The sequence below is a fragment of the Methylomicrobium album BG8 genome (genome assembly GCF_000214275.2).
Taxonomy (GTDB): domain Bacteria; phylum Pseudomonadota; class Gammaproteobacteria; order Methylococcales; family Methylomonadaceae; genus Methylomicrobium; species Methylomicrobium agile.
This window is the reverse complement of record NZ_CM001475.1, coordinates 4,186,149-4,208,641: the sequence shown is the minus strand read 5'-3', so window position 1 is coordinate 4,208,641 and position 22,493 is coordinate 4,186,149. Positions and strand designations below refer to the sequence as shown.

Here is a 22,493-nt window from a genome sequence, read left to right as displayed (position 1 = left end):
AATTTAACTTTTTGTTCATGAATGAAAAACTCGAATTCGCCGAACGGCTGCGCAAGGCCATGCTGTCCGCAGGCTATGAAGCCCGTCCCGCCGTGCTGGAAAAAGGTTTCAACAGCCGCTATTGGGGGCGGTCGGTGTCGTTTCAGGCGGTTTCGCGCTGGTTGCGCGGCGAGGCGATTCCTTCGCAGGATAAGTTACAGGTGCTGGCGGAGTGGTTGAAAGTCGAGCCGCATGCCTTGCGTTACGGCGAAGAGGCGGCGCTGTCGATACGCGAAAAACGGAAACAATGGGAGGAAGCGCTGGATTACGGGGAAAGGGAGGCGATCGAGCAATATCTGAGTTTGCCCGCCCCGCAGCGCAAGATCGTCCGCGAGGTTATCAGCGCCTTTGCCCAGGTATATTCCGGGAAAAACCCGTAGCGCGTTAAGGCGGAATAAGTTTTGGAGTGGCAAAGCCCGGCTTTACGACTCCGATAAAGCCGTTCCTCATGCAAGGACTTAATCCGAGCTTCTTCAGACTCGAACAGTGGCTTGCAGCTTCCATGTCAAGGATTCTCCTGCTTTCAACGGCGTAATGGCGATGTCGCCGTCGTTATAAACACCGGGCACCTGCCAGGCCGATTTTTCCAGCGTCACTGTGCCCCGGTTTCTCGGCAGCCGGTAAAAATCGGCCCCGTAAAAGCTCGCGAAACCTTCCAGTTTGTCCAAGGCGCCGGCCTTTTCGAAAGCTTCCGTATACAGTTCGAGCGCTAAAGGCGCGCTGAAACATCCCGCGCAACCGCAGGCGTTTTCTTTCAGAGAAGTCAGATGCGGCGCGCTGTCGGTGCCGAGAAAGAACTTCGGACTGCCGCTGGTGGCAGCTTGAACCAGCGCCTCCCGGTGCTGTTCGCGCTTCAGGACCGGCAGGCAATAAAAATGCGGACGGATGCCGCCGGCCAGAATCGCGTTGCGGTTATATAAAAGGTGTTGCGGTGTGATTGTGGCGGCGATGCGGGGTCCTTGCGCTTTTACGAAATCGACTGCCTCGCGCGTGGTCACATGCTCGACGACGATGCGCAGCGCCGGGAAACGATCGACGATTCGGGCCAGCCGGGTCTCCAGGAAGACGCGTTCCCGGTCGAAGATGTCGCACGTTTCGTCGGTTACTTCGCCGTGAACCAATAGCGGAATGTCCTGTTTTTCCATTTCTTCGAACAACGGATAGACGGCCTCGATATCCGCCACGCCTGAGTCGGAATTGGTCGTCGCCCCGGCCGGATAGAGCTTGAATGCGTGCACATGCTCCGAGGTGGCGGCTTTGCGGATTTCTTCAAGCGAAGTCGATCCGGTCAGGTACAAGGTCATCAAAGGCGTAAAATCGAGCCCTGCCGGAATCGCCTGCAGAATTTCCTCGCGGTAGGCTAACGCTTGTTCTACGGTTGTGACCGGCGGCTTCAGGTTCGGCATGATAATCGCGCGGGCAAACTGGCGGGCGGTATGCGGCAGCACCGCTTTCAACAGCGCACCGCTCCGGACATGCAAATGCCAGTCGTCGGGCCGGGTGAGGGTTAATTTCTTCATTTGAAAGGCCATTTTCTTGTAGAATAACCTTATATTCTATCTTAGCCACTTGAAAAATACGCGCCTAGCCTTATCTCAAGTATTGTTTTTTTACCGGAGTCATCCATGCCAATCTACGAATATCAGTGCCAGTCCTGTGGGCACGAGCACGAAGCCTTGCAAAAACTTAGCGACCAGCCGCTGATTCATTGCCCGGCGTGCAGCAAGCCCGATCTGATCAAAAAAATTTCCGCGGCCGGATTCCGCTTGAAAGGCGGCGGCTGGTATGAAACCGATTTCAAGAGCGGCGCGAAAAAAAATGTGGCGGGCGAAAGTTCTGCAAGCTCCGAACCGTCCAAGCCGCATAACTGCAGCGGCAGTTGCAGCCACTGATGGTTTGAACAAGCCGGCTTGAATTCAACATGATAAGCCGTTAATATCGGCGATTTTTTTCGGATTGACAGGAACAACACCACCATGCGTACGCACAAGTGCGGGGAATTAACGAAACAACATACCGGCCAGACCGTCGAATTGTGCGGTTGGGTGCATCGCCGCCGCGACCATGGGGGGGTCATTTTTATCGATCTCAGAGACCGTACCGGCCTGGTGCAGGTCGTTTTCGATCCGGATGTGCATGAAGCGTTCTCCCTGGCCGAACATGTGCGCAGCGAATATGTGCTGAAAGTCAAAGGCAGCGTGCGCGGGCGTCCCGAAGGGACGATCAATCCGAATATGGGCACCGGCGAAATCGAAGTGCTGGTAAGCGAGATGGTCGTGCTGAACGAGTCCGAAACGCCGCCGTTCCCGGTCGAAAGCGAGATCGAGGTCAACGAGGAACTGCGTCTGCGCTACCGCTATATTGATCTCCGCCGTTTTGCGATGCAGGAAAAGATGAAAGTGCGTCGTGACGTGGCGCGGGTGCTGCGCAACTTCCTGGACGATCATGAGTTCTTCGAAATCGAAACCCCGTATCTGACCAAGGCGACCCCGGAAGGCGCGCGCGACTATATCGTGCCGAGCCGGACGCATGAAAATGCGTTCTTCGCGCTGCCGCAATCGCCGCAGTTGTACAAGCAGATTCTGATGGTCGCGGGCATGGACCGCTACTATCAGATCGTGCGCTGCTTCCGCGACGAAGACTTGCGCGCGGACCGCCAGCCCGAGTTTACCCAGCTCGATGTCGAGACTTCGTTCATGGACGAAGACGAGATCATGCACATCATGGAAGAGATGATCCGCCAACTGTTCCAGAAAGTGATCGGCGTGAACCTCGGCGCGCATTTCCCGCGTATGACCTATCAGGAAGCGATTTCGAAATACGGCATCGACCGGCCGGATCTGCGGATTCCGCTGGAACTGGTCGATATCGCCGAGGACATGAAAAATGTCGATTTCAAGGTCTTTTCCGCGCCGGCGAACGATCCTCAGGGCCGCGTCGTCGCGATGCGCCTGCCGAAAGGCGGCGATTTGAGCCGGAAGGAGATCGACGACCTGACCAAGTTCGTCGGCATCTACGGCGCGAAGGGGCTCGCTTATATTAAAGTGAACGACCTGTCTGCCGGCGTCGACGGCCTGCAGTCGCCGATCGTGAAGTTTGCGCCGGCAGAGGTGTGGGACAGCGTGCTCGCGAAGACCGGCGCGCAAAACGGCGACCTGATCTTCTTCGGTGCGGACAAGGCTTCCATTGTGAACGAGGCGATGGGCGCGCTACGCGTGAAGCTCGGCCACGATCTGGGGCTTTTGGAAGGCGAATGGAAGCCGGTCTGGGTGGTCGACTTCCCCATGTTCGCCTGGGACGAAAAAAGCCGGCGCTATGCGGCCATCCACCATCCGTTCACCGCGCCGAAGTGTTCCATCGAAGAACTGCAGGCGAATCCTGGCGAGGCCTTGTCGCGCGCTTACGACCTGGTGCTGAACGGCACCGAAGTCGGCGGCGGCTCGATCCGTATCAACCGGCCGGCGATGCAGCGGGCCGTCTTCGAAATTCTCGGGATCAAGGAAGACGAAGCGCGCGAAAAATTCGGTTTCCTGCTCGACGCGTTGAAATACGGCGCACCGCCGCACGGCGGCCTGGCCTTCGGCCTGGACCGCCTGGTCATGCTGATGACCGGTTCGACCTCGATTCGCGACGTGATCGCGTTCCCGAAAACGCAGTCGGCGGCCTGTCCCCTGGTCAGCGCGCCGGCGGTCGTCCCCGAGGAACAATTGCGCGAATTGGGTATCAAACTGGTCAAACAGCCGGGCAAAGAGAAGGCTTGATGTAGGGTGGGTTCGGCGCGCCACGCAAAAATTTTGGGGTTTAAGCGTTTTTTCCGCGCGCCGAACCCACCGTTCGAAGCCGCAGCCCTGTCCGCGTCGGGGAAGTCTGTGAGGTATCAAAGTGATGAAAACGGTGAGTTATACCTATTGGAAAAGCAAAGATTTCTTTCTGGGCTTTATCAATGATTATCCGGACTATATTACTCAGGGCGAAACCAAAGAGGAATTGCAGGAGAATCTGAAGGACTTGCTGGCTGACCTTGAAAGCAATGAAATTCCGTATATTCGCAAGGTAGAACAAATGCAAGTGGCCTGATGAAAAGAAAGGATTTGATACGGTTCCTTGAAGCAATGGGTTGTAAATTGAAGCGGCACGGCGGAAAACATGATTGGTATGTCAATGAAGAAACTCAACAATCGCAACCGGTGCCGCGGCATGGCGAAATCGATGAATATTTAGCCAAGTCAATCATTAAAAAATTATCCAAATAGGGTTAGAACAAGAATTTTGATAAAGAGATATCAACTTTGGAGAACGGATCGGCGTTGGCGCATCCGTCAATACTGCTTTTAACCCTGCCGTGAAGATCTAAGCAAAATGTCTAATACCCCCTTTCCGATAGAAGATTACGCTCTGCTGAGCGATGCCGAATGCGACGAGCGCATTGTCGCGGCCAAAGCCAAACTCGGCAAACGTTGCGTAATTCTGGGCCATCATTACCAGCGCGACGAAGTGTTCAAGCACGCCGATTTCACCGGCGATTCGTTGAAGCTGTCGCGCAATGCGGCCGAGTCCGACGCCGAGTACATCGTGTTTTGCGGTGTGCATTTCATGGCCGAAGTGGCCGACATCCTGTCGCGCCCCGAGCAGATTTCGATTTTGCCCGACCTCGCGGCCGGCTGTTCGATGGCGGATATGGCCAATCTGCTGAAGGTACAGCAGTGTTGGAAAGAGCTGGCCGAAGTGATCGATGTCGAAAACGAAGTGACCCCGGTCACCTACATCAATTCCGCGGCCGACCTGAAAGCCTTTTGCGGCGAGCATGAAGGTATCGTCTGCACCTCTTCGAATGCGCGGAAAATCCTCGAATGGAGTTTCGAACGGCGACCCAAGGTGCTGTTCTTTCCGGATCAGCATCTGGGGCGCAATACCGGCTACCGGATGGGCATTCCGCTCGAACAGATGGTGACCTGGGATTTTACCCAGCCGCGCGGCGGGTTGACCGACGAGCAGATCAGGAACGCGAAGATCATTCTCTGGAAAGGCTTCTGCTCGGTGCACCAGGCTTTCAAACCGGAACATATCGACCAGTTTCTCGAACGCTATCCCGAAACCAAGGTCATCTCGCACCCCGAGGCGGCGTTCGAAGTCTGCCAGAAATCCGAATATATCGGTTCGACCGAATACATTCTGAAAACGGTGCGCGAGGCCGAATCGAATACCCGCTGGCTGGTCGCGACCGAACTGAACCTGGTCAACCGCTTGAACGAGGAATGCAAGGCGCAGGGCAAGCACGTACATTTCATGTCGCCGATGCTGTGCATGTGCTCGACGATGTTCCGGACCGATCCGCAGCATCTGGCCTGGGTGATGGACAATCTGGCGGCGGGACACGTCATCAACCGGATTACGGTGCCGCCGAAAGAGTCGGAACTGGCGAAAAAAGCGCTGGATAACATGCTGGCGGTGGCGTAGTCCGCCTTTAGCGGCATCGGAGTTCAAAGCTTGCTTTGAACGGGGTATTCAGGCATGTTCCAAAGCCAGCTTTGGACTCCGGGCGGCTGGTGTATAACGACAAGTGCCGTAGCATGGGGGACGATGTGTTTCGATCAAATTCGACGGAAATAACTTTATGCCTATGAACTCATTCTCATTCCCTCGGGGCGTCCTGGCGGCGTCTCTTCTGGCGTTGATTACGGTTGCCGGTTGCGGAAACGAGACGCCGAAAAGTGCCTTTCCGCAGCAAACGGTCCGCAAGTACGAACAGGCCGTGACGCTGGAAGGGATGGTCTCCGACGACAAAGGGCCGGTCAAGTCCGGAACGGTCAAGGTCAGCGACGAAAAAGGCGCGGTGATCGCCGAAATGGCTTTGCAAGGCAGCGAACATTACCGTGTGCAGGTGCCTGCCGGGACAGCGTTGCCGATTCTGTTGACCTTTTATCCAGTGGCCGGCGGCGAACAACTGGTCACTGCGGTCATCCATCCGACCGTCACCAAATACGACATCACTCCGCTCTCGACCGCGATCGCCAAAAAAGCCAAAGCGCTGGGCGGTTATACGCACGGCAACCTGCTCGTGGCGGCCGAAAGTATGGGCACTGTGCCGGAGTCCAACAAAACGACCGCCGGTTTCCGCGGCGATCCGACCAAGCAATATGGCGGCTGGCACTGATTTCACCGCGCTGCGCCGGAGGTTTTCCGCATCCGCTCTGCGATGAATGTGCTGCTTGTCGAAGACGACGCCATTCTGGCGGACGGCCTGTCGCGCAGCTTGAGCGACTGGGGTTTTGCCGTGATTCATGCAATGACGGGCAGTTACGCGATGACGGCCTTGCTGACTCAGGTTTTCGATTTGGTCATACTCGATCTGGGTTTGCCGGATTGCGACGGCAGGGACGTCTTGAGGCAGCTCAGATCCCGTAAATCGCCCCTGCCGGTGCTGATTCTGACCGCGAGAAACGCGCTCGACGACCGGATCGGCGGCCTGGAATCGGGAGCCGACGATTATTTGGCCAAGCCTTTCGATCTGCGCGAATTGCAGGCCCGGGTAAGGGCGTTGATCAGGCGGAGCCAGGGCCAGATAGGTCACGAGACCGTGGTCGGACGGTTGACGCTCGATACGGTGGGGCAACGGGTAACGGCCGACGGCCGGCCGTTGTTGCTGCCCGCCAGAGAGTATGGCGTGCTGCTGGCGTTGATGCTGCAGGCCGGGCGCGTCGTCAGCAAGGATGCGATTGCCGGAAGGCTGGCGGTCGAAGGGGAGGAACTCGCGGACAATGCGATCGAAGTGTATGTGTCCCGCTTGCGCAAGCGCCTCGCCCCGTTCGGGATCAATATCAGAACGCTGCGCGGTTTGGGTTACGTGCTGGAGGCCGGTCATGGGGCCTAAGCCGAAGAGTATCCGCTTCCGGATTCTTTCGCGGCTGACGCTTCCTTTTTTCGTGCTGGTGCTTCTGGATGCGGCCGTGTCTTACTTCGTGGCCTTCTATTTTGCCAATACCGCTTACGACCAGTGGCTGCTCGATTCCGCGAGCTCGTTGGCGCAGCAGGTCAAGGGAAAACAGGATAAAATCACCTTCGAATTGCCGCCCGAAGCGATGGCGGTATTCCGCTGGGACGCAATCGATAAAACCTTCTTCAAAGTCGAATCGGCCTCATCGGGCTTCATTGCCGGCGACACGGCGCTCCCCGTGCCGGCAGGGCCGCCGGTCGAGCAGGCGTCGCCTTACTTCGGCGACGGCAGGATGCAAAATAAAAACGTCAGAGTCGTCTCGTTGATCACGATTCCACGCGACAGCCGCGAAGCCGTCCGGGTTTCCGTGGCGGAGACGCTGAATAAACGGCGCCGGATGATGGTCCAAATCCTGACCGCCGTCATCGTCCCGCAATGCTTGTTGGTGGTCTTTGCCGGTTTTCATATCTGGACGGGCATCGGCGGCGGCCTAAAGCCGTTAAAGGCGCTTGCCGCCGCGATCGAACAGCGTTCGGCGAAAGACCTCGATCCGATACCCGACAAGGATGCGCCTCTTGAAGTCCACTCGCTGACGCATACGATCAACGCCTTGCTGCAAAAGCTCGGGGCGGCCATGCTGAGCCAGCGCCGGTTCGTCGAAAACGCCGCGCATCAGATGCGGACACCGCTGGCCGGGCTCAAGCTGCAGGCGGAGCGCGCCTTGTTGTCGGATGATTTCGAGGCGATGAAGCTGACGATGGGGCAGATCAAAAACGCGGCCGATCGCGTCGCGCATCTGAACGAGCAGTTGTTGACGCTGGCCCGCTCCGAGTCGATCGCGGGCGGCATGGCCGAGTTCAAAACGGTCGACTTGAAGGCGCTGGCCCGCCGGTGTTGCCTCGAATGGGCGCCGAAGGCGCTCGAACGCAACATCGAATTGGGCTTCGATGCGCAGCCGTTGCCTCTGGCCGTCTCGGCGGACGCCACGCTGCTGCGCGAGCTGGTGAATAATTTACTCGACAATGCGATTCGCTATAGCTTTCCTGGCGGGCAAATCAACGTCGCGGTGCAGGCCGACCCGTGCCGTATGTTGATCGTCGAAGACGCCGGCCCCGGCATCGGGGCCGGCGAAATCGACAAGGTTTGCGAGCGGTTTTACCGGCCGCCGGGCAGTCCAGGCGACGGTTGCGGCCTCGGGCTGGCGATTGTGAAAGAAATCGCGGAACTGCACAACGCCCGGGTCGAAATCGGCAGCGGCGTCCAAGGCGTCGGCACGCGGGTCGCCATCGTCTTTCCCTCTTCCGTCGGCCACTTGCGGGGCGCCTCCCGACATGACGCTGTGACAGGTTGATGAAAGGTTCGATTGGTAACATGGCGGGGACCGGGCGGAAAACGCATCCGGTTCTCTCTTTGTCATTCGATCGAAAGTTCATGCGAATTGTTGCTTTGCTTGCTTTTCTTGGGTTGTTGGCTGCCATCGGCTGTGAAAATCACAACCCGCAGGCTCCCGAGCCTTCTTCAAAATCATCCATCGAGCCGGCCGGCAAGGGCGTGGTGACGCTGCGTCCGGAGTCGCTGCCCTATATTACGGTGCGCGAAGTGCAGCCGGAGACCGTTGCCAGCGTGGTCACGGCGCCGGCAAGAGTGGATTTTCGGGCGCAAGCGATTTCCTCGGTAGGAACGGTGGTGGCCGGACGCGTGAGTAAAGTGTTCGTGCAGGTCGGCGACAAAATCAAGGCGGGTGCCCCCGTCGTGGCGCTGGCCAGCAACGATGCGGTCCAGATACGTGCCGACCACACCCGGGCGGGAACGGAGCTTGCGCGCGCGCAGGATCATTTGAACCGGCAATTGGAAATGCAGCGCGCCGGGGTCGGCCTGGACATCGAACGGATGGAAGCCGAAACTCAACTCAAGCAGGCGCGGGCCGAATTCGAACGCAGCCGGGACTTCCTGCGTCTGCTCGGCGACGGCCGCGCCGGTGAAGTGATCGTGCGCGCGCCGGTCGACAGCACGGTGCTGAAAGCGCACGTGGCGACCGGCGCCGCTGTGGAAGCGGGGGCTCTCCTGCTTGATTTGGGCGAGCCTTCGGCCGCCTGGATCGTCGCCGACGTTTTCGAGAAAGAATTGTTGCTGGTCGAAAAAGGCGCCAAAGCGGTTATCGAGCTCGCCTCGCTGCAAGACCCGATTCAAGGCCACGTCGTTGGCGAAAGCGCCGCGATCCAGACCGAACTGCGCCGGGCATCGGTTTTCATCGTCGCGGACGATCCCAAGATTCCGCTGCGTCCCGGCATGTACGCGCGAGTCTCCATCGAGGCGTCCGCGCCCAGTCGTATCATGCTGCCGGCGTCGGCCGTGCTGATCAAGGACGGACGGGAAACCGTGGTCTATGTCGAAGTCGGCCCCGGCCGATTCAAGGCGCGTCCGATCCAGATCGGCCAGGCGCGCGAAGGTCTGACGCCGGTATTGAAAGGCTTGTCCGGCGGGGAGCGGGTGGTCGTCGACGGCGCGCTGCTGATCGACGGCGAAGCTTCGATGCTGTTGTAGGAGGCCGGCCGTGCTCAAGTTGCTGATCGAAACCTGCGTGCACCGGCGGGTCGCCGCCCTGGTGATTACCGCTCTCATCGCGTTGTTCGGGATCCATGCCTATCTGGAAACCCCGATCGAGGCTTATCCGGACGTGACCAACACCCAGGTGACCGTGATCAGCCTGATGCCGGGTTATGCGCCCGAAGAGGTGGAACGGCAAGTGACGGTGCCTTTGGAGCGGGTCTTGAACGGCACGCCCGGCATGCTGCAGATGCGCAGCCAGAGCCTGTTCGGCTTGTCGCTGATTACCATTACCTTCGAGGACGACGTCGACAGCTTCTATTCGCGCACGTTGATCACCGAGCGCATGAACGGCGCCGAACTGCCGGAATCGGTGCAGCCGGTATTGGCGCCGGATTACACGCCGCTGGGTGAAATCTACAAATTCGTGGTGACCAGCGATCGCCATTCGCTCTACGAACTGCGCTCGGAGATGGAGTGGAACGTCTCGCGGGTGCTGCGCCAAGTGCAGGGGGTTGCCGACGTGCTGACCTTCGGCGGCTACTACAAGGAGATCCATGTCGAAATCGATCCGATTCGGCTGGAATCCTTCGGCCTGACCCTGGACGAGGTCAACCGCGCCGTCGCCAGCGCCAACCGGAACGTGGGCGCGGGCTTTCTGCGCCACGGCGATCAGCAGATGGTGATCCGCAGCGTCGGCTATCTCGGCTCGCCCGAAGATGTGAAAAAAATCGTCTTGAAAAGCGAGGGCGGTACGCCGTTGACGGTAGGCGATGTGGCCCGTCTGGTGCAGGCTTATACGCCGCGCCAGGGCACGGTGGGTTTGGACGCGCATAAAGAGGCGGTGGAAGGCATCGTGCTGTTGCGGCGCGGGCAAAATCCATCGCGGGTCCTGGCGGCGGTGCACGACAAGGTCGAGGAGCTCAACACCCGCATGCTGCCGGCCGGCATGAAGCTGGTGCCGTTTCTGGACCGTACCGAGCTGGTCGATAAAACCCTGCACACCGTTTACGACAACCTCTTGCATGGGTTTTTGCTGGTCGTCGGCGTGGTCTGGCTCTTTTTGCGCAGTATTCGCGGTTCGCTGATCGTCGCCTGCGTCATCCCGCTGTCGTTGCTGGTTGCGTTTGCCGGACTTTACCGGCTGGGGATGCCCGCCAATTTGATTTCGATGGGCGCCATCGACTTCGGCATCATTCTCGACGGCGCCGTGGTTCTGGTCGAGAGCGTCATCCATCAGGCCAGCCATCGCCATCCCAAAAGCCATCGCGACATGGTCCGGCTGATCGTCGATGCCGCTTTTAGCGTCGCCAAGCCGACATTTTTCGCGATGCTGATCATCATTGCCGCGTTGTTGCCGGTGTTCACCCTGGAACGCGTCGAAGGACGCATCTTTCGGCCTTTGGCGCTGACCTACAGCTTCGCGCTGGGCGGTGGCTTGATCTTTGCGATGACCCTGGTGCCGGCGCTCTGTGCCGTGTTGATTCAACCCAAGCATGCGATGATCGAGGAGCCCCGTTTCCTGCTCTGCCTCAGGGCGCTTTACCGCCGTCTGTTGGCGTGGTCTCTCGGGCGGCGGCCAGCCGTTCTGGGCGCGGCCGGTGTTTTGCTGCTGACCGGTGCGCTGGCGGCCGGCCGACTCGGCAGCGAATTTCTGCCGGAGCTCGACGAAGGCGATGTGCATGTGTTCGTGGAGATGCCGGCCAGTATTTCGCTGGCCAAAGGCCAGGCGATTTTGCTCGATATGCGCGAGCGCCTGCTCTCTTTTCCCGAAGTCAAAAGCATCCTCAGCCAGCAAGGGCGTTCCGAAGACGGCACCGACAACGAAGGCGTCAACATGAGTGAAACATTCGTGCATCTGAAGCCGCACGAAGAATGGCGCGCGGGTTTGCACAAGGAACAGCTGGTCGAGGCGATGCGCGAGGAACTGGCCGCGATTCCCGGCGTGCGTTTCAATTTTTCGCAGCCGATCAAAGACAACGTCGAAGAAGCAGTCAGCGGCGTGCGCGGCAAGGTCGTCCTGAAAATTTACGGCGATGATCTGGAACGGATGCGGGCGACGCTGGAACAGGCGAAAAGTTTGTTGAAGGCCATTCCCGGCGTCATCGACCTGGATTTGTACCGCGAGTCCATCGTGCCGCAGCTGCAGATCAATTTGGACCGTTCCGCTCTGGCGCGCGAGGGGATTACCATCGATGCGGCGCAGGATACGATCGAAACCGGCCTGGCCGGCAAGGTGACCACCGAACTCTGGCAAAACGAACGGCCGGTGCCGGTGCGGACGATTCTGCGGGCCGGCGAGCGTAGCGACAAAGAGCAGATCGGCGATCTGAAACTGCCGGCACCTTCGGGGGCGCGCATTCCGCTGCGCGAAGTGGCCGCGATGCCGATCGAACGCGGCAGGACTTCGATCGAGCGCGAGGCCAATCGCCGTTTTCTGGCGTTGAAGTTCAACGTCGAGGGCCGCGATCTGGGTTCCGTCGTGCATGACGCGATGGCCGCCGTGGACGGTAAGGTCGAGCTCGAAGAGGGCAGTTTCCTGGTGTGGGGCGGCGAGTTCGAAAACCAGCAACGGGCGATGGGGCGGCTGGCGGTGGTGGTGCCGATCGCGGTACTGATCGTGCTCGGCTTGCTGTACAGCGCCTTGCAGTCGGCGCGCAGCGCACTGGCGATTCTATTGTGCACGCCGTTTGCGCTGGCCGGCGGCGTTTTTTTGCTGCTTGCCGCCGGCATTCCGCTGTCGGTCAGCGCGGCGATCGGTTTTATCGCCTTGCTGGGGCAGGTGTCGTTGATGGGGCTCTTGGTGCTCAGCGCGATCGAAGAGCGCCGGCGCGGCGGACAGCTTCTGTCCGAAGCCATCGTGGAAGGCGCGGTGGACCGCTTGCGGCCGGTGTTGATGGCGTCGCTGCTGGCGCTCCTGGGGCTGTTGCCGATGGCGGTGTCGACCGGCATCGGCAGCGAAACCCAGCAGCCGTTTGCGGTCGTGATCGTCGGCGGCATGTTCACTACGTTTTTCGTCGCCATGCTGGTACTGCCGGTCATTTATGCGTATATCACGCCGAAGCGCCTGATCACTCCGGAAGAGGCCGACGATATACAGGAGGAGTCTTGATGAAAACACGCGATCGGAAAATTCGAGCCGTCGCTTTTGCCTGTCTGGCCATGCTGGCCGCGGTCAGGGCCGTTGCCGCCGAGCTGCCCGAAACGGTGACCATGCAGCAATTGCTGGATATCACCCGCGAACGCAGTCCGCGTTATGCCGCCTTGCAGCAGCGCATCGAAGCGGCCGGCGCGGAAATCGTCGAAGCCGGCGTGCTGCCGAATCCGCGGCTCAGCTACGGGCGCTTCGACCTGTTGACCCGGACCAACACGATGTACGACGGCAACGTGCAGCAGCAGGTCATCCTGGAGGTGCCGGTGCTGATCGCCGGCCAGCGCGGCATGCGCCTGGAGGCCGCGGAAAAAAAGGCGGACGCGGCCGCCGCCGATATCGCCGCCGACTTTGCCGGCCTGATTTACGACGAATGGGCGCTGTTCGTCAAACAGTTGGCGAATCGGCAGCGCATCGCCGTGCTCGACGAAACGGCCCGCTACGTCGAACATCTGTCCGGCATCGTCTCCGGACGTCTGCAGGCGGGCAGCGCCAGCCGCTACGATCTGCTGCGCATCGACATCGAGGCCAAAAATGTCGAGACGCGCCGGCAAACCTTGCGCAACGATTTGTCCGCGTCGGCGGCCGAATTGAGCATTCTGCTGGGATTGTCGGATTGGCGTCCGGAGGCGCGGGGCGAACTGTCGAGCCTGAACGTGCCGACCGACATTAACGCGTTATGGGCGGATGCCGAAGCCTCGCATCCGGACATCGAAGCGGCCCGGCGCGGAGAGATCGCCGCCGAGGCCGATGTGGCGCGGGCCAAGCGCGAACGCTGGCCGACGCCGACTTTTCAGGTCGGGTCGGTGTTCACCGATTCGCCTTACGGCAACACCAGCTTTGCCGGTGTCTCGGTCGATTTACCGATTTTCGATCGCGGTCAGGGCGCGATTGCGCGTGCCAATGCGGCAAAACATGCCGCGCGGCTGCAGCACGATTTGGCGCTCGCACGCACGCGGGGCGCGCTCGAACGCGCCGTCGAAATGCTGGCGCGGCGCCGGGAAACGCGGGCCGACTTCGAGCGCAACGTGATCGCCAAGCTGCCGGATCTCCAAGAAATGGGAGAGTCCAGTTACCGTCTGGGGAAAGGCAGTCTCCTGGAGCTTCTGGATGCGTCGCGTTCCAGGACCGAAACCCGTTTGACCCGGCTGGATCTGATGCAGGCGGAAATCGAAGCCGAGCTGGACGTCCTGCGCGCTTCCGGCCTGTTGATCCGGCGCTTCGAAAACGATCCTGTCCGCATGAATTGACCCCAAACGCCGCAGCGTTGCGGCGGCTTCATTCCTCCTTGATTAAAAATGCCTCGGCCGTTATAATTCCCCAGCTAAATTGACTGGAGCGCTGTGTGGCAGGTAGAACCTTGTCTACTGTCAGCAAGATACTGCTTTATCAAATTCTGATCATGATACTGATGGCGGCCGGTTTTGCCGCCGCCGTCGGAAAAATGGCGGCCTTGTCCGCGGCGCTGGGCGGGGCGGCGGCGTTTTTTCCGAACCTGTTTTTTGCATACAGGATTAAAAAGGCGACCGGGCAGGAAGCGCGCAAGATCGTCGTATCATTTTACACTGGCGAAGTGGGCAAGCTGCTGTTGACGGCGGCTATTTTCGTCCTGATTTTTCAAATCCCTGACATAGAGTTATTACCGCTGCTCGTCGGCTATCTGACGGCATTGTCGGTTTTTTGGTTTGCGCTATTGATGCGCTGAATTTTTGACGAGAGAGGAACGATGGCAACCGAAGCGCACGCGGCTGAAGGGGCAACCGGCTATATCATTCACCATTTGACTCCGTTGAGCGTCGGCGAGGGGTTCTGGACCTTGCACCTGGATACCCTGTTTTTCTCGGCTCTGCTCGGTGGATTGTTCATCTGGTTTTTCAAGACCGCGGCCGAAAAGGCGACCTCCGGCATACCCGGCCCCTTGCAGAATGTCGCGGAAATGCTGATCGAGTTCGTCGATACGCAGGTTAAGGACACTTTCCACGGCCGAAGCGCGCTGATCGCGCCGCTGGCCTTGACCATTTTCTGCTGGGTGTTTCTGTTCAATTTCATGGACCTGTTCCCGGTCGACATTCTGCCGATGATCGGTTCGGCGATGGGCATTCCCTATCTCCGGGTCGTGCCGAGCACCGATCTGAACGCGACCTTCGCGATGTCGATTTCGGTATTCCTGCTGATCATTTTCTACAGCATCAAGGTCAAGGGCGTGTTCGGTTTTGCGAAGGAATTGCTGCTGCAGCCGTTCGGGCCCTGGCTGATGCCGTTCAACCTGCTGTTGAAAGTGGTCGAAGAAATCGCCAAGCCGATCTCGCTCGGCCTCCGGTTGTTCGGCAACCTGTATGCGGGCGAATTGATCTTCATCCTGATCGCACTGTTGCCCTGCTACGTGCAGCCGGTCCTGAGCCTGCCGTGGGCGATTTTCCATATTCTGATCATCACGCTGCAAGCGTTCATTTTCATGGTATTGACGATCGTTTACCTGAGCATGGCGCACGAAGACCATTAATCTTTATTTTTCAACTGTTCTCTACAACTTAACTTTTTACCTTTGGAGGTATCATGGAAATTGCAAAATTGATTGCTGACGTGCAGGGCATGACTGCGATTGCGGTCGGTCTGGTATTGGGTATGGGCGCGCTCGGAACCGCGATCGGCTTCGGCCTGTTGGGCGGAAAATTCCTGGAAGGCGCGGCGCGTCAGCCGGAAATGGTGCCCATGCTGCAAGTCAAAATGTTCGTTGTTGCGGGTCTTTTGGACGCGGTCACCATGATCGGCGTCGGTTTGGCTCTGTTCTTCACTTTCGCAAACCCGTTCCTGTCCGCCGTGCAAGCCGCTGCGGGCTAAGTTGAGCCTACTATTTCCTAAAAACGACAAGAGGAACGCATCGTGAGTATCAATGCTACTCTGATTGGACAAATGATCACCTTTGCACTTCTGGTATGGTTTACCATGAAGTACATCTGGCCGCCTTTCATCAACGCCATGGAAGAGCGCAAAAAGAAAATTTCCGACGGTTTGGCGGCGGCCGACAAAAGCCAGGAAGATTTGAAACTGGCCGAAAAGAAAGCCAAGAATATCATCAAGGACGCAAAGGATCAGTCTTCGGAGATTGTGAACCTGGCGCAAAAACGCGCGAGCGAGATCGTCGAAGAGTCCAAGGACAACGCCAACAAGGAAGCGGAGCGCCGTATCCAAGCAGCCAAAGCGCAGATCGAGCAGGAAATCGAACAAACCAAGGAAGCGCTGCGTAAAGAAGTGGCGGCTCTGGCAGTCAGCGCGGCAGAGCAGATTCTCGGTGCGGAAATCGATCAAAACAAGCATCAGGGCATCATCAGCAAAGTCTCCGATAAATTATAAGGTTGAGCATAATGAGCGAATTGGCAACATTGGCAAGGCCTTATGCAGCGGCTGTCTTCAAGAGAGCCAAAGAGACCGGAACTTCCGAAAAGTGGTCGAAAACGCTGGCGTTCCTGTCAAGCGTTTTGAGCGATGACATCCTTGCGGCTTATGTCAATAACCCGAAGGTCAGCAACGAGCGTTTGACGAAATTGATGCTCGATATCGGCGAAGGCCGGCTCGACCAGGAAGGCGCAAATTTTCTGAAACTGCTCGTAGCGAACCGGCGGCTGAATCTGGTCCCGCAGATCGCAAGGATTTTCGAAGCGCACAAGGCGGAGGACGAAGGCTATCTGGATGTCGATGTCCATGCCGCTTATGAGTTCAGCGAAGAAGGCAAGCAGAGTTTTGCGGCCAAGCTCGAAAAGCAGTTCGGCAAGAAAGTCCGCATGAACGTGTCGATCGACAAGTCGTTGATCGGCGGCGTTCTGGTGCGCGCAGGCGACAAGGTGATAGACGGTTCGATCAAAGGTCAACTCCAACACATGCAAAAAGCGCTACAGTGAGAGTGATATAAAATGCAATTAAATCCATCCGAAATTAGTGATCTGATTAAAAAGAAGATCGAAGGCTTCGATCTGGGCGCTGAAGCGCATACCGAAGGCACTGTAGTCAGCGTGACCGACGGCATCGTGAGAGTTCATGGACTTTCCGAAGCGATGCAGGGCGAAATGCTCGAATTCCCCGGCAATACCTACGGCATGGCGTTGAACCTTGAGCGTGACTCGGTCGGCGCGGTGGTCCTGGGTTCTTACCAGCACATTTCCGAAGGCGATACCGTCAAGTGCACCGGCAAGATTCTTGAAGTGCCGGTCGGCGAAGCCTTGCTCGGCCGCGTAGTCGACGCGCTCGGCAAGCCGATCGACGGCAAGGGCGCGATCGAGACCAACGAAACCTCGCCGATCGAAAAGATCGCGCCGGGCGTTATCGCGCGGCAATCGGTCAGCCAGCCGGTACAATTGGGCCTGAAATCGATCGATGCGATGATTCCAGTCGGCCGCGGCCAGCGCGAGTTGATCATCGGCGACCGCCAAACCGGCAAGACCGCGATCGCGATCGATGCGATCATCAACCAGAAAGGCACCGGCATCAAATGTATTTATGTCGCGATCGGGCAAAAACGCTCGTCGATCGCGAACGTGGTGCGCAAGCTCGAAGAACATGGCGCAATGGAGCATACGATCATCGTGTCCGCGTCCGCGTCCGAATCGGCCGCGCTGCAATTCATCGCGCCTTACACCGGCTGCGCGATGGGCGAATATTTCCGCGACCGCGGCGAGGATGCGCTGATCATTTACGACGACTTGACCAAACAAGCCTGGGCCTACCGCCAGGTGTCATTGCTGCTCCGCCGTCCGCCGGGACGTGAGGCGTATCCGGGCGACGTGTTCTACCTGCACTCGCGTCTGCTCGAACGGGCCGCGCGAATCAATGCGGATGAAGTCGAAAAACTGACCGGCGGCAAGGTCAAAGGCAAGACCGGTTCGCTGACCGCGCTGCCGATCATCGAAACGCAAGGCGGCGACGTGTCCGCGTTCGTTCCGACCAACGTGATTTCGATCACCGACGGCCAGATCTTCCTGGAAAGCAACCTGTTCAACTCGGGTATCCGTCCGGCGGTCAATGCCGGTTTGTCGGTCTCCCGGGTCGGCGGCGCCGCGCAAACCAAGATCATCAAGAAGCTCGGCGGCGGTATCCGTCTCGACCTCGCGCAATACCGCGAGTTGGCGGCATTCGCGCAGTTCGCGTCGGATCTCGACGAAAGCACCCGCAAGCAGATCGAACGCGGTCAACGGGTGACCGAACTGATGAAGCAAAATCAGTATTCTCCAATGTCGGTTGCGCAAATGGCGGTTTCGCTGTACGCCGCGAACCAGGGCTTCCTGGATCCGGTTGAAGTGAACAAAGTCCTGGCGTTCGAATCCGCGCTGCAGTTGTACATGAAAACGGAGCACGGCGCATTGATGGACAAGATCAACGCGACCGGCGACTGGAACAGCGAAATTGAACAAGGCTTGCAGGCAGCCATCGAAACTTTCGTCAAAACGCATAGCTGGTAAAGGGCGCATCCAATGGCAGTCGGCAAAGAAATACGCACCAAGATCGCGAGTATCAAGAATACTCAAAAGATCACCCGCGCGATGGAAATGGTCGCCGCGAGCAAAATGCGTAAGACCAAAGACAGAATGCAGGCGACGCGGCCGTATTCGAAGCAGATCGGCCGGATCATCAAGCATCTGGCCCATGCGAATCCCGAGTACAAGCATTCGTACTTGATCAAGCGCGATGTCAAGCGGATCGGAATGATCATCATCAGCTCGGACCGCGGCCTGTGCGGCGGTCTGAATTCGAACCTGTTCCGGCGCACGCTGAGCCAATTGGCCGAATGGGACAAAGCCGGCATCGAGGTCGAGGTCAGTACGATCGGGACCAAGGCGACCGTCTTTTTCAGCACGCTGAAAAAAGTGCAGCTGGTCGGCCAGATTTCGAAGCTGGGCGACACGCCGCATCTGCATGACATCGCCGGCATCATCCGTTTGATGCTCGACGAATACGAGCAAGGCAAGATCGACGAACTGCACGTGGTCAGCAACGAATTCGTGAATACGATGACGCAGCGTCCGACGATCGAAAAGTTGCTGCCGGTCGTAACCGAAGAAATCGAAGAAAAGCTGGGCGGCCATTGGGACTACATCTACGAGCCCGATGCGAAAGAAGTGCTGGATCATTTACTGACCCGCTATATCGAATCGAAGGTATACCAGGGGCTGGTCGAAAACAATGCCTGCGAGCAGGCGGCCCGGATGATCGCAATGAAGAGCGCATCGGACAATGCCGGCAACCTGATCGGCGAGCTGCAGTTGATCTACAACAAAGCCCGGCAGGCAGCCATTACCCAGGAAATTTCAGAAATCGTCGGCGGCGCAGCTGCTGTTTAAGCCCAAAAAAGCGAGACAAACAAGAGGAAAACTCAATGAGTTCGGGTAAAATCGTACAAATTATCGGCGCGGTCGTCGACGTGGAATTCGCACGCGAGGAACTGCCCAAAGTATATGATGCATTGAACGTGGAAAGCGCCGGCCTGGTGCTGGAAGTACAGCAGCAATTGGGCGACGGCGTGGCCCGGACGATTGCGATGGGCAGCACCGACGGCCTTAGCCGCGGCATGGCAGTCACCAATACCAAGGCGCCGATTTCGGTGCCGGTCGGTTTGGAGACTCTGGGCCGGATCATGAATGTTCTCGGTCAGCCGATCGATGAAAGAGGGCCGATCGGCGAAAAGACCTCATGGGGCATTCACCGCGAAGCGCCGAGCTATGCCGACCAAGCGTCCGGAAATGAATTGCTGGAGACCGGCATCAAGGTCATCGATCTGATCTGCCCGTTCTCGAAAGGCGGCAAGGTCGGTCTGTTCGGCGGCGCCGGCGTCGGCAAAACCGTCAATATGATGGAATTGATCAACAATATTGCAACCGCGCATTCCGGGTTGTCGGTATTTGCCGGCGTCGGCGAGCGGACTCGTGAAGGTAACGATTTCTATCACGAAATGCAGGAGGCGGGCGTCATCAATGCAGACGATCTGACCCAATCCAAAGTGGCGATGGTTTACGGCCAGATGAACGAGCCGCCGGGAAACCGTCTGCGCGTGGCGTTGACCGGTCTGACCATGGCGGAATATTTCCGCGACGAAGGCCGCGACGTGTTGTTCTTCGTCGACAACATCTACCGTTACACCCTGGCCGGTACCGAAGTTTCGGCATTGCTCGGCCGGATGCCGTCCGCGGTAGGCTACCAGCCGACCCTGGCGGAAGAAATGGGCGTACTGCAGGAGCGGATCACCTCGACCAAGACCGGTTCGATCACCTCGATCCAGGCCGTTTACGTGCCTGCGGACGACTTGACCGACCCGTCCCCTGCAACCACTTTCGCGCACTTGGATGCGACCGTCGTATTGTCGCGGCAAATCGCCGAACTGGGTATTTACCCCGCGATCGATCCGCTCGACTCGACCAGCCGCCAGCTCGATCCGCTGGTTATCGGCCAGGAGCACTACACTGTCGCGCGTAAGGTGCAAAGCATCCTGCAACGCTACAAGGAACTGCGCGACATCATCGCGATTCTGGGTATGGACGAGTTGTCCGAAGAAGACAAACTGACCGTGGCACGGGCGCGGAAGATTCAACGTTTCCTGTCGCAGCCGTTCTTCGTCGCGGAAGTGTTCACCGGATCGCCGGGCAAATATGTTTCGTTGAAAGACACGATCGCCGGTTTCAAGGGCATCATCGACGGCGAATACGATTCGGTTCCGGAGCAGGCGTTCTATATGGTCGGCACGATCGACGAAGCGCTCGAAAAAGCGAAGACCCTGAAAGCTTAATTTTTGACGGGATAAAACATGGTCATGACCGTACACGTAGATATCGTCAGCGCCGAGAAGGAAATCTTTTCCGGCTCTGCGGAAATGGTGTTCGCACCCGCCGAAATGGGTGAAGTCGGCATCGCGCCGCGGCACGCGCCGATGATCACGCGCTTGAGTCCCGGCGAAGTCAGAGTCAAGGTCAGCGACAAGGAGAGCCTCCCGTATTTCATTTCGGGCGGCATTCTCGAAGTACAGCCGCATCTGGTCACCATTTTGGCCGATACGGCGATCCGCGCGAGGGATATCGACGAAGCGGCGGCCTTGCAGGCCAAAGCCAGAGCCGAAGAAGCCCTGGCCGACAAGTCCGGAAAAGTCGACTACGCGACCGCGCAGGCGCAGCTCATCCAGGCGATCATGCAGCTTCGTACGCTGGAACGGCTCAGAAAACGCGGCGGCTAAACGCGAAAATCCGCGTTTTCTACGCGAATAAATCAAGCCCGATAGCGCCGAATGACGTTATCGGGCTTTTTATTTTGTATAATTTCTCTCGATCCCAAGCTCCGCATTGAGCGAAACCCCTGGTAGGGTACGCTGCGCGTACCTATCAGTGCTTGATGCGCTGGAAAAAGGTACGCGCAGCGTACCCTACACTTTCTACTGGAAATCCGCATACAACACAGAGGCGCAGGAAAATTGCCATGAACCTGACCACAATCATACTCGCCGCCGGCAAAGGAACCCGGATGCGTTCGGAATTGCCGAAAATCTTGCACAAGATCGCCGGTAAACCCTTGCTTCGCCATGTCTACGACATGAGCCGCGGCCTCGAAAACAACCACATCCTGATCGTTTACGGCCACGGCGCGGAACGGGTGCTCGATACGTTGAAAGACATCGAAACCGGCTGGTTCGAGCAAAAGCAGCAGCTCGGCACCGGCCATGCGGTCCAGCAGGTCGGTGATCAGATCCGGGAGCAGGATAATGTATTGATTCTGTACGGCGACGTGCCGCTGCTGAAAAAATCGACCGTGGAAGGGCTGCTGGCGAACGTCGGCGAAAAATCGCTGGGCCTGCTGACCGTGATGCTCGACAATCCGAAAGGCTATGGCCGGATCGTTAGAAATGGCCAAGGCGCCGTTACCCGAATCGTCGAAGAAAAAGACGCGAACGAGTCCGAGAGGCAAATCCGTGAAGTGAACACCGGCATCATGGCGGTGCGGGGCGGACAGCTCAAAAAATGGCTCGGTCAGTTGAAGAACCACAACGCCCAGGGCGAATATTACCTGACCGATATCATCGAAATGGCGGTCGCGGAACAGGTGGCGGTGGTGACGAGCCGGCCTGAAACCGAGGACGAAGTGCTCGGGGTGAACGACCGGAACCAGCTCAGCCACCTGGAGCGAGTGTATCAGAACGAACAGGCCAGGGTCCTGATGGCGCAAGGCGTCACGCTCTACGACCCCGCGCGTTTCGATCTGAGAGGCACGCTCGAAGCGCTTGGCCAGGACATCGAAATCGACGTGAACGTGATTCTGGAAGGCCGCCTCAACATCGGCAGCAACGTCAAAATCGGCGCCAACTGCCAGATCAAGGATTCGATTATCGAGGACAATGTCGAAATCCTGCCGAACTGCGTGATCGAAAACGCGGTGATCGGGCAGGGCAGTCGGGTCGGTCCATTCGCGCGGTTGCGCCCGGAGACGGTATTGGCCGAAGAGGCGCATATCGGCAATTTCGTCGAGATCAAAAAATCCACGGTCGGTCAGGGTTCGAAAATCAATCATCTGAGCTATATCGGCGACAGCACGGTCGGCAGCCAGGTCAACATCGGCGCCGGCACGATCACCTGCAATTACGACGGCGTGAACAAGTTTCGGACCGTAATCGGCGACGGCGCGTTCATCGGCTCGGACACGCAATTGATCGCGCCGGTCACGATCGGCAATTATGCGACGATCGGCGCCGGCTCGACGATCACCAAGGACAGCCCTGAAAATCAGCTCACCCTGTCCAGGGCGAAACAGGTTTCAATTCCCGGCTGGCAACGGCCCGTAAAAAAGGAGAAATGA

At 58.2% G+C, this 22,493-nt stretch carries 23 protein-coding genes; 22 read left to right on the top strand and 1 reads right to left on the bottom strand.

The window, feature by feature from the left end:
• Positions 1-17 precede the first annotated feature (17 nt).
• Positions 18-419 (top strand): transcriptional regulator, encoded by a 402-nt coding sequence (locus METAL_RS18390; protein ID WP_005374783.1) that lies wholly within the window; start codon positions 18-20, stop codon positions 417-419.
• A gap of 93 nt (positions 420-512) precedes the next feature.
• On the opposite strand, the gene pyrC is transcribed toward METAL_RS18390, so the two are convergent.
• Entirely contained in the window at positions 513-1,559 is a 1,047-nt protein-coding gene (pyrC, locus tag METAL_RS18385; RefSeq protein WP_005374782.1) for a dihydroorotase, read from the bottom strand.
• Positions 1,560-1,664: 105 nt separating this feature from the next.
• On the opposite strand from pyrC, the gene METAL_RS18380 reads away from it, so the two are divergent.
• From METAL_RS18380 to glmU, 21 genes are all read left to right on the top strand, one after another.
• A complete protein-coding gene (locus tag METAL_RS18380) occupies positions 1,665-1,931 on the top strand; it encodes an FmdB family zinc ribbon protein (RefSeq protein WP_005374780.1) in 267 nt (88 codons plus the stop codon).
• A gap of 84 nt (positions 1,932-2,015) precedes the next feature.
• Complete coding sequence (gene aspS / locus METAL_RS18375) at positions 2,016-3,800, top strand: aspartate--tRNA ligase (protein WP_005374778.1); 1,785 nt, start codon at positions 2,016-2,018, stop codon at positions 3,798-3,800.
• A 124-nt stretch (positions 3,801-3,924) separates the two neighbouring features.
• Positions 3,925-4,116, top strand: a complete 192-nt coding sequence (locus tag METAL_RS18370) for a type II toxin-antitoxin system HicB family antitoxin (RefSeq protein WP_005374776.1) — start codon at positions 3,925-3,927, stop codon at positions 4,114-4,116.
• Positions 4,116-4,292: a type II toxin-antitoxin system HicA family toxin gene (locus tag METAL_RS21275; protein ID WP_005374775.1), complete on the top strand. Its 177-nt coding sequence runs from the start codon at positions 4,116-4,118 to the stop codon at positions 4,290-4,292. Before METAL_RS18370 ends, METAL_RS21275 begins: the two co-directional genes overlap by 1 nt.
• A gap of 106 nt (positions 4,293-4,398) precedes the next feature.
• The gene (gene nadA / locus METAL_RS18365) at positions 4,399-5,496 is read left to right on the top strand and encodes a quinolinate synthase NadA (protein WP_005374773.1); all 1,098 of its coding nucleotides are present in this window, start codon (positions 4,399-4,401) and stop codon (positions 5,494-5,496) included.
• A 157-nt stretch (positions 5,497-5,653) separates the two neighbouring features.
• Positions 5,654-6,193 carry a hypothetical protein gene (locus METAL_RS18360; protein ID WP_005374771.1) on the top strand — a complete coding sequence of 180 codons (540 nt, stop codon included), beginning with the start codon at positions 5,654-5,656 and terminating at the stop codon, positions 6,191-6,193.
• A gap of 42 nt (positions 6,194-6,235) precedes the next feature.
• Positions 6,236-6,910, top strand: a complete 675-nt coding sequence (locus tag METAL_RS18355; RefSeq protein WP_005374769.1) for a response regulator — start codon at positions 6,236-6,238, stop codon at positions 6,908-6,910.
• Positions 6,900-8,324: a sensor histidine kinase gene (locus tag METAL_RS18350; protein ID WP_005374768.1), complete on the top strand. Its 1,425-nt coding sequence runs from the start codon at positions 6,900-6,902 to the stop codon at positions 8,322-8,324. The genes METAL_RS18355 and METAL_RS18350 overlap by 11 nt, the downstream gene beginning before the upstream one ends.
• Before the next feature lie 80 nt (positions 8,325-8,404).
• Entirely contained in the window at positions 8,405-9,517 is a 1,113-nt protein-coding gene (locus METAL_RS18345) for an efflux RND transporter periplasmic adaptor subunit (RefSeq protein ID WP_031430142.1), read from the top strand.
• A 10-nt stretch (positions 9,518-9,527) separates the two neighbouring features.
• On the top strand, positions 9,528-12,632 hold the full coding sequence (locus tag METAL_RS18340) for an efflux RND transporter permease subunit (RefSeq protein WP_005374764.1): 3,105 nt from the start codon (positions 9,528-9,530) through the stop codon (positions 12,630-12,632).
• The gene (locus METAL_RS18335; RefSeq protein WP_005374762.1) at positions 12,632-13,921 is read left to right on the top strand and encodes a TolC family protein; all 1,290 of its coding nucleotides are present in this window, start codon (positions 12,632-12,634) and stop codon (positions 13,919-13,921) included. The genes METAL_RS18340 and METAL_RS18335 overlap by 1 nt, the downstream gene beginning before the upstream one ends.
• 161 nt (positions 13,922-14,082) lie before the next feature.
• Positions 14,083-14,376 carry an ATP synthase subunit I gene (locus tag METAL_RS18330; protein ID WP_245549418.1) on the top strand — a complete coding sequence of 98 codons (294 nt, stop codon included), beginning with the start codon at positions 14,083-14,085 and terminating at the stop codon, positions 14,374-14,376.
• 21 nt (positions 14,377-14,397) lie between these two features.
• The gene (atpB, locus tag METAL_RS18325) at positions 14,398-15,174 is read left to right on the top strand and encodes a F0F1 ATP synthase subunit A (protein ID WP_005374760.1); all 777 of its coding nucleotides are present in this window, start codon (positions 14,398-14,400) and stop codon (positions 15,172-15,174) included.
• Between the two features lie 53 nt (positions 15,175-15,227).
• Positions 15,228-15,512: a F0F1 ATP synthase subunit C gene (atpE, locus tag METAL_RS18320; protein WP_005374759.1), complete on the top strand. Its 285-nt coding sequence runs from the start codon at positions 15,228-15,230 to the stop codon at positions 15,510-15,512.
• 42 nt (positions 15,513-15,554) lie between these two features.
• Complete coding sequence (locus METAL_RS18315; RefSeq protein ID WP_005374758.1) at positions 15,555-16,025, top strand: F0F1 ATP synthase subunit B; 471 nt, start codon at positions 15,555-15,557, stop codon at positions 16,023-16,025.
• Between the two features lie 11 nt (positions 16,026-16,036).
• A complete protein-coding gene (locus METAL_RS18310) occupies positions 16,037-16,570 on the top strand; it encodes a F0F1 ATP synthase subunit delta (protein WP_005374757.1) in 534 nt (177 codons plus the stop codon).
• Between the two features lie 12 nt (positions 16,571-16,582).
• Positions 16,583-18,124, top strand: a complete 1,542-nt coding sequence (atpA, locus tag METAL_RS18305; RefSeq protein ID WP_005374755.1) for a F0F1 ATP synthase subunit alpha — start codon at positions 16,583-16,585, stop codon at positions 18,122-18,124.
• Positions 18,125-18,136: 12 nt separating this feature from the next.
• Positions 18,137-19,003 (top strand): F0F1 ATP synthase subunit gamma, encoded by an 867-nt coding sequence (atpG, locus tag METAL_RS18300; protein ID WP_005374754.1) that lies wholly within the window; start codon positions 18,137-18,139, stop codon positions 19,001-19,003.
• 35 nt (positions 19,004-19,038) lie between these two features.
• Positions 19,039-20,442, top strand: a complete 1,404-nt coding sequence (gene atpD, locus METAL_RS18295) for a F0F1 ATP synthase subunit beta (RefSeq protein WP_005374753.1) — start codon at positions 19,039-19,041, stop codon at positions 20,440-20,442.
• A gap of 18 nt (positions 20,443-20,460) precedes the next feature.
• The gene (locus METAL_RS18290; RefSeq protein WP_005374752.1) at positions 20,461-20,883 is read left to right on the top strand and encodes a F0F1 ATP synthase subunit epsilon; all 423 of its coding nucleotides are present in this window, start codon (positions 20,461-20,463) and stop codon (positions 20,881-20,883) included.
• 239 nt (positions 20,884-21,122) lie between these two features.
• Positions 21,123-22,493, top strand: a complete 1,371-nt coding sequence (gene glmU, locus METAL_RS18285; protein WP_005374751.1) for a bifunctional UDP-N-acetylglucosamine diphosphorylase/glucosamine-1-phosphate N-acetyltransferase GlmU — start codon at positions 21,123-21,125, stop codon at positions 22,491-22,493.

Coding starts and splice junctions, on each gene's coding strand:
- METAL_RS18390 (WP_005374783.1), top strand. CDS start 18: ATGAATGAAAAACTCGAATTCGCCGAACGGCTGCGCAAGGCCATGCTG.
- pyrC (WP_005374782.1), bottom strand. CDS start 1,559: ATGAAGAAATTAACCCTCACCCGGCCCGACGACTGGCATTTGCATGTC.
- METAL_RS18380 (WP_005374780.1), top strand. CDS start 1,665: ATGCCAATCTACGAATATCAGTGCCAGTCCTGTGGGCACGAGCACGAA.
- aspS (WP_005374778.1), top strand. CDS start 2,016: ATGCGTACGCACAAGTGCGGGGAATTAACGAAACAACATACCGGCCAG.
- METAL_RS18370 (WP_005374776.1), top strand. CDS start 3,925: ATGAAAACGGTGAGTTATACCTATTGGAAAAGCAAAGATTTCTTTCTG.
- METAL_RS21275 (WP_005374775.1), top strand. CDS start 4,116: ATGAAAAGAAAGGATTTGATACGGTTCCTTGAAGCAATGGGTTGTAAA.
- nadA (WP_005374773.1), top strand. CDS start 4,399: ATGTCTAATACCCCCTTTCCGATAGAAGATTACGCTCTGCTGAGCGAT.
- METAL_RS18360 (WP_005374771.1), top strand. CDS start 5,654: ATGCCTATGAACTCATTCTCATTCCCTCGGGGCGTCCTGGCGGCGTCT.
- METAL_RS18355 (WP_005374769.1), top strand. CDS start 6,236: ATGAATGTGCTGCTTGTCGAAGACGACGCCATTCTGGCGGACGGCCTG.
- METAL_RS18350 (WP_005374768.1), top strand. CDS start 6,900: ATGGGGCCTAAGCCGAAGAGTATCCGCTTCCGGATTCTTTCGCGGCTG.
- METAL_RS18345 (WP_031430142.1), top strand. CDS start 8,405: ATGCGAATTGTTGCTTTGCTTGCTTTTCTTGGGTTGTTGGCTGCCATC.
- METAL_RS18335 (WP_005374762.1), top strand. CDS start 12,632: ATGAAAACACGCGATCGGAAAATTCGAGCCGTCGCTTTTGCCTGTCTG.
- METAL_RS18330 (WP_245549418.1), top strand. CDS start 14,083: ATGGCGGCCGGTTTTGCCGCCGCCGTCGGAAAAATGGCGGCCTTGTCC.
- atpB (WP_005374760.1), top strand. CDS start 14,398: ATGGCAACCGAAGCGCACGCGGCTGAAGGGGCAACCGGCTATATCATT.
- atpE (WP_005374759.1), top strand. CDS start 15,228: ATGGAAATTGCAAAATTGATTGCTGACGTGCAGGGCATGACTGCGATT.
- METAL_RS18310 (WP_005374757.1), top strand. CDS start 16,037: ATGAGCGAATTGGCAACATTGGCAAGGCCTTATGCAGCGGCTGTCTTC.
- atpA (WP_005374755.1), top strand. CDS start 16,583: ATGCAATTAAATCCATCCGAAATTAGTGATCTGATTAAAAAGAAGATC.
- atpG (WP_005374754.1), top strand. CDS start 18,137: ATGGCAGTCGGCAAAGAAATACGCACCAAGATCGCGAGTATCAAGAAT.
- atpD (WP_005374753.1), top strand. CDS start 19,039: ATGAGTTCGGGTAAAATCGTACAAATTATCGGCGCGGTCGTCGACGTG.
- METAL_RS18290 (WP_005374752.1), top strand. CDS start 20,461: ATGGTCATGACCGTACACGTAGATATCGTCAGCGCCGAGAAGGAAATC.
- glmU (WP_005374751.1), top strand. CDS start 21,123: ATGAACCTGACCACAATCATACTCGCCGCCGGCAAAGGAACCCGGATG.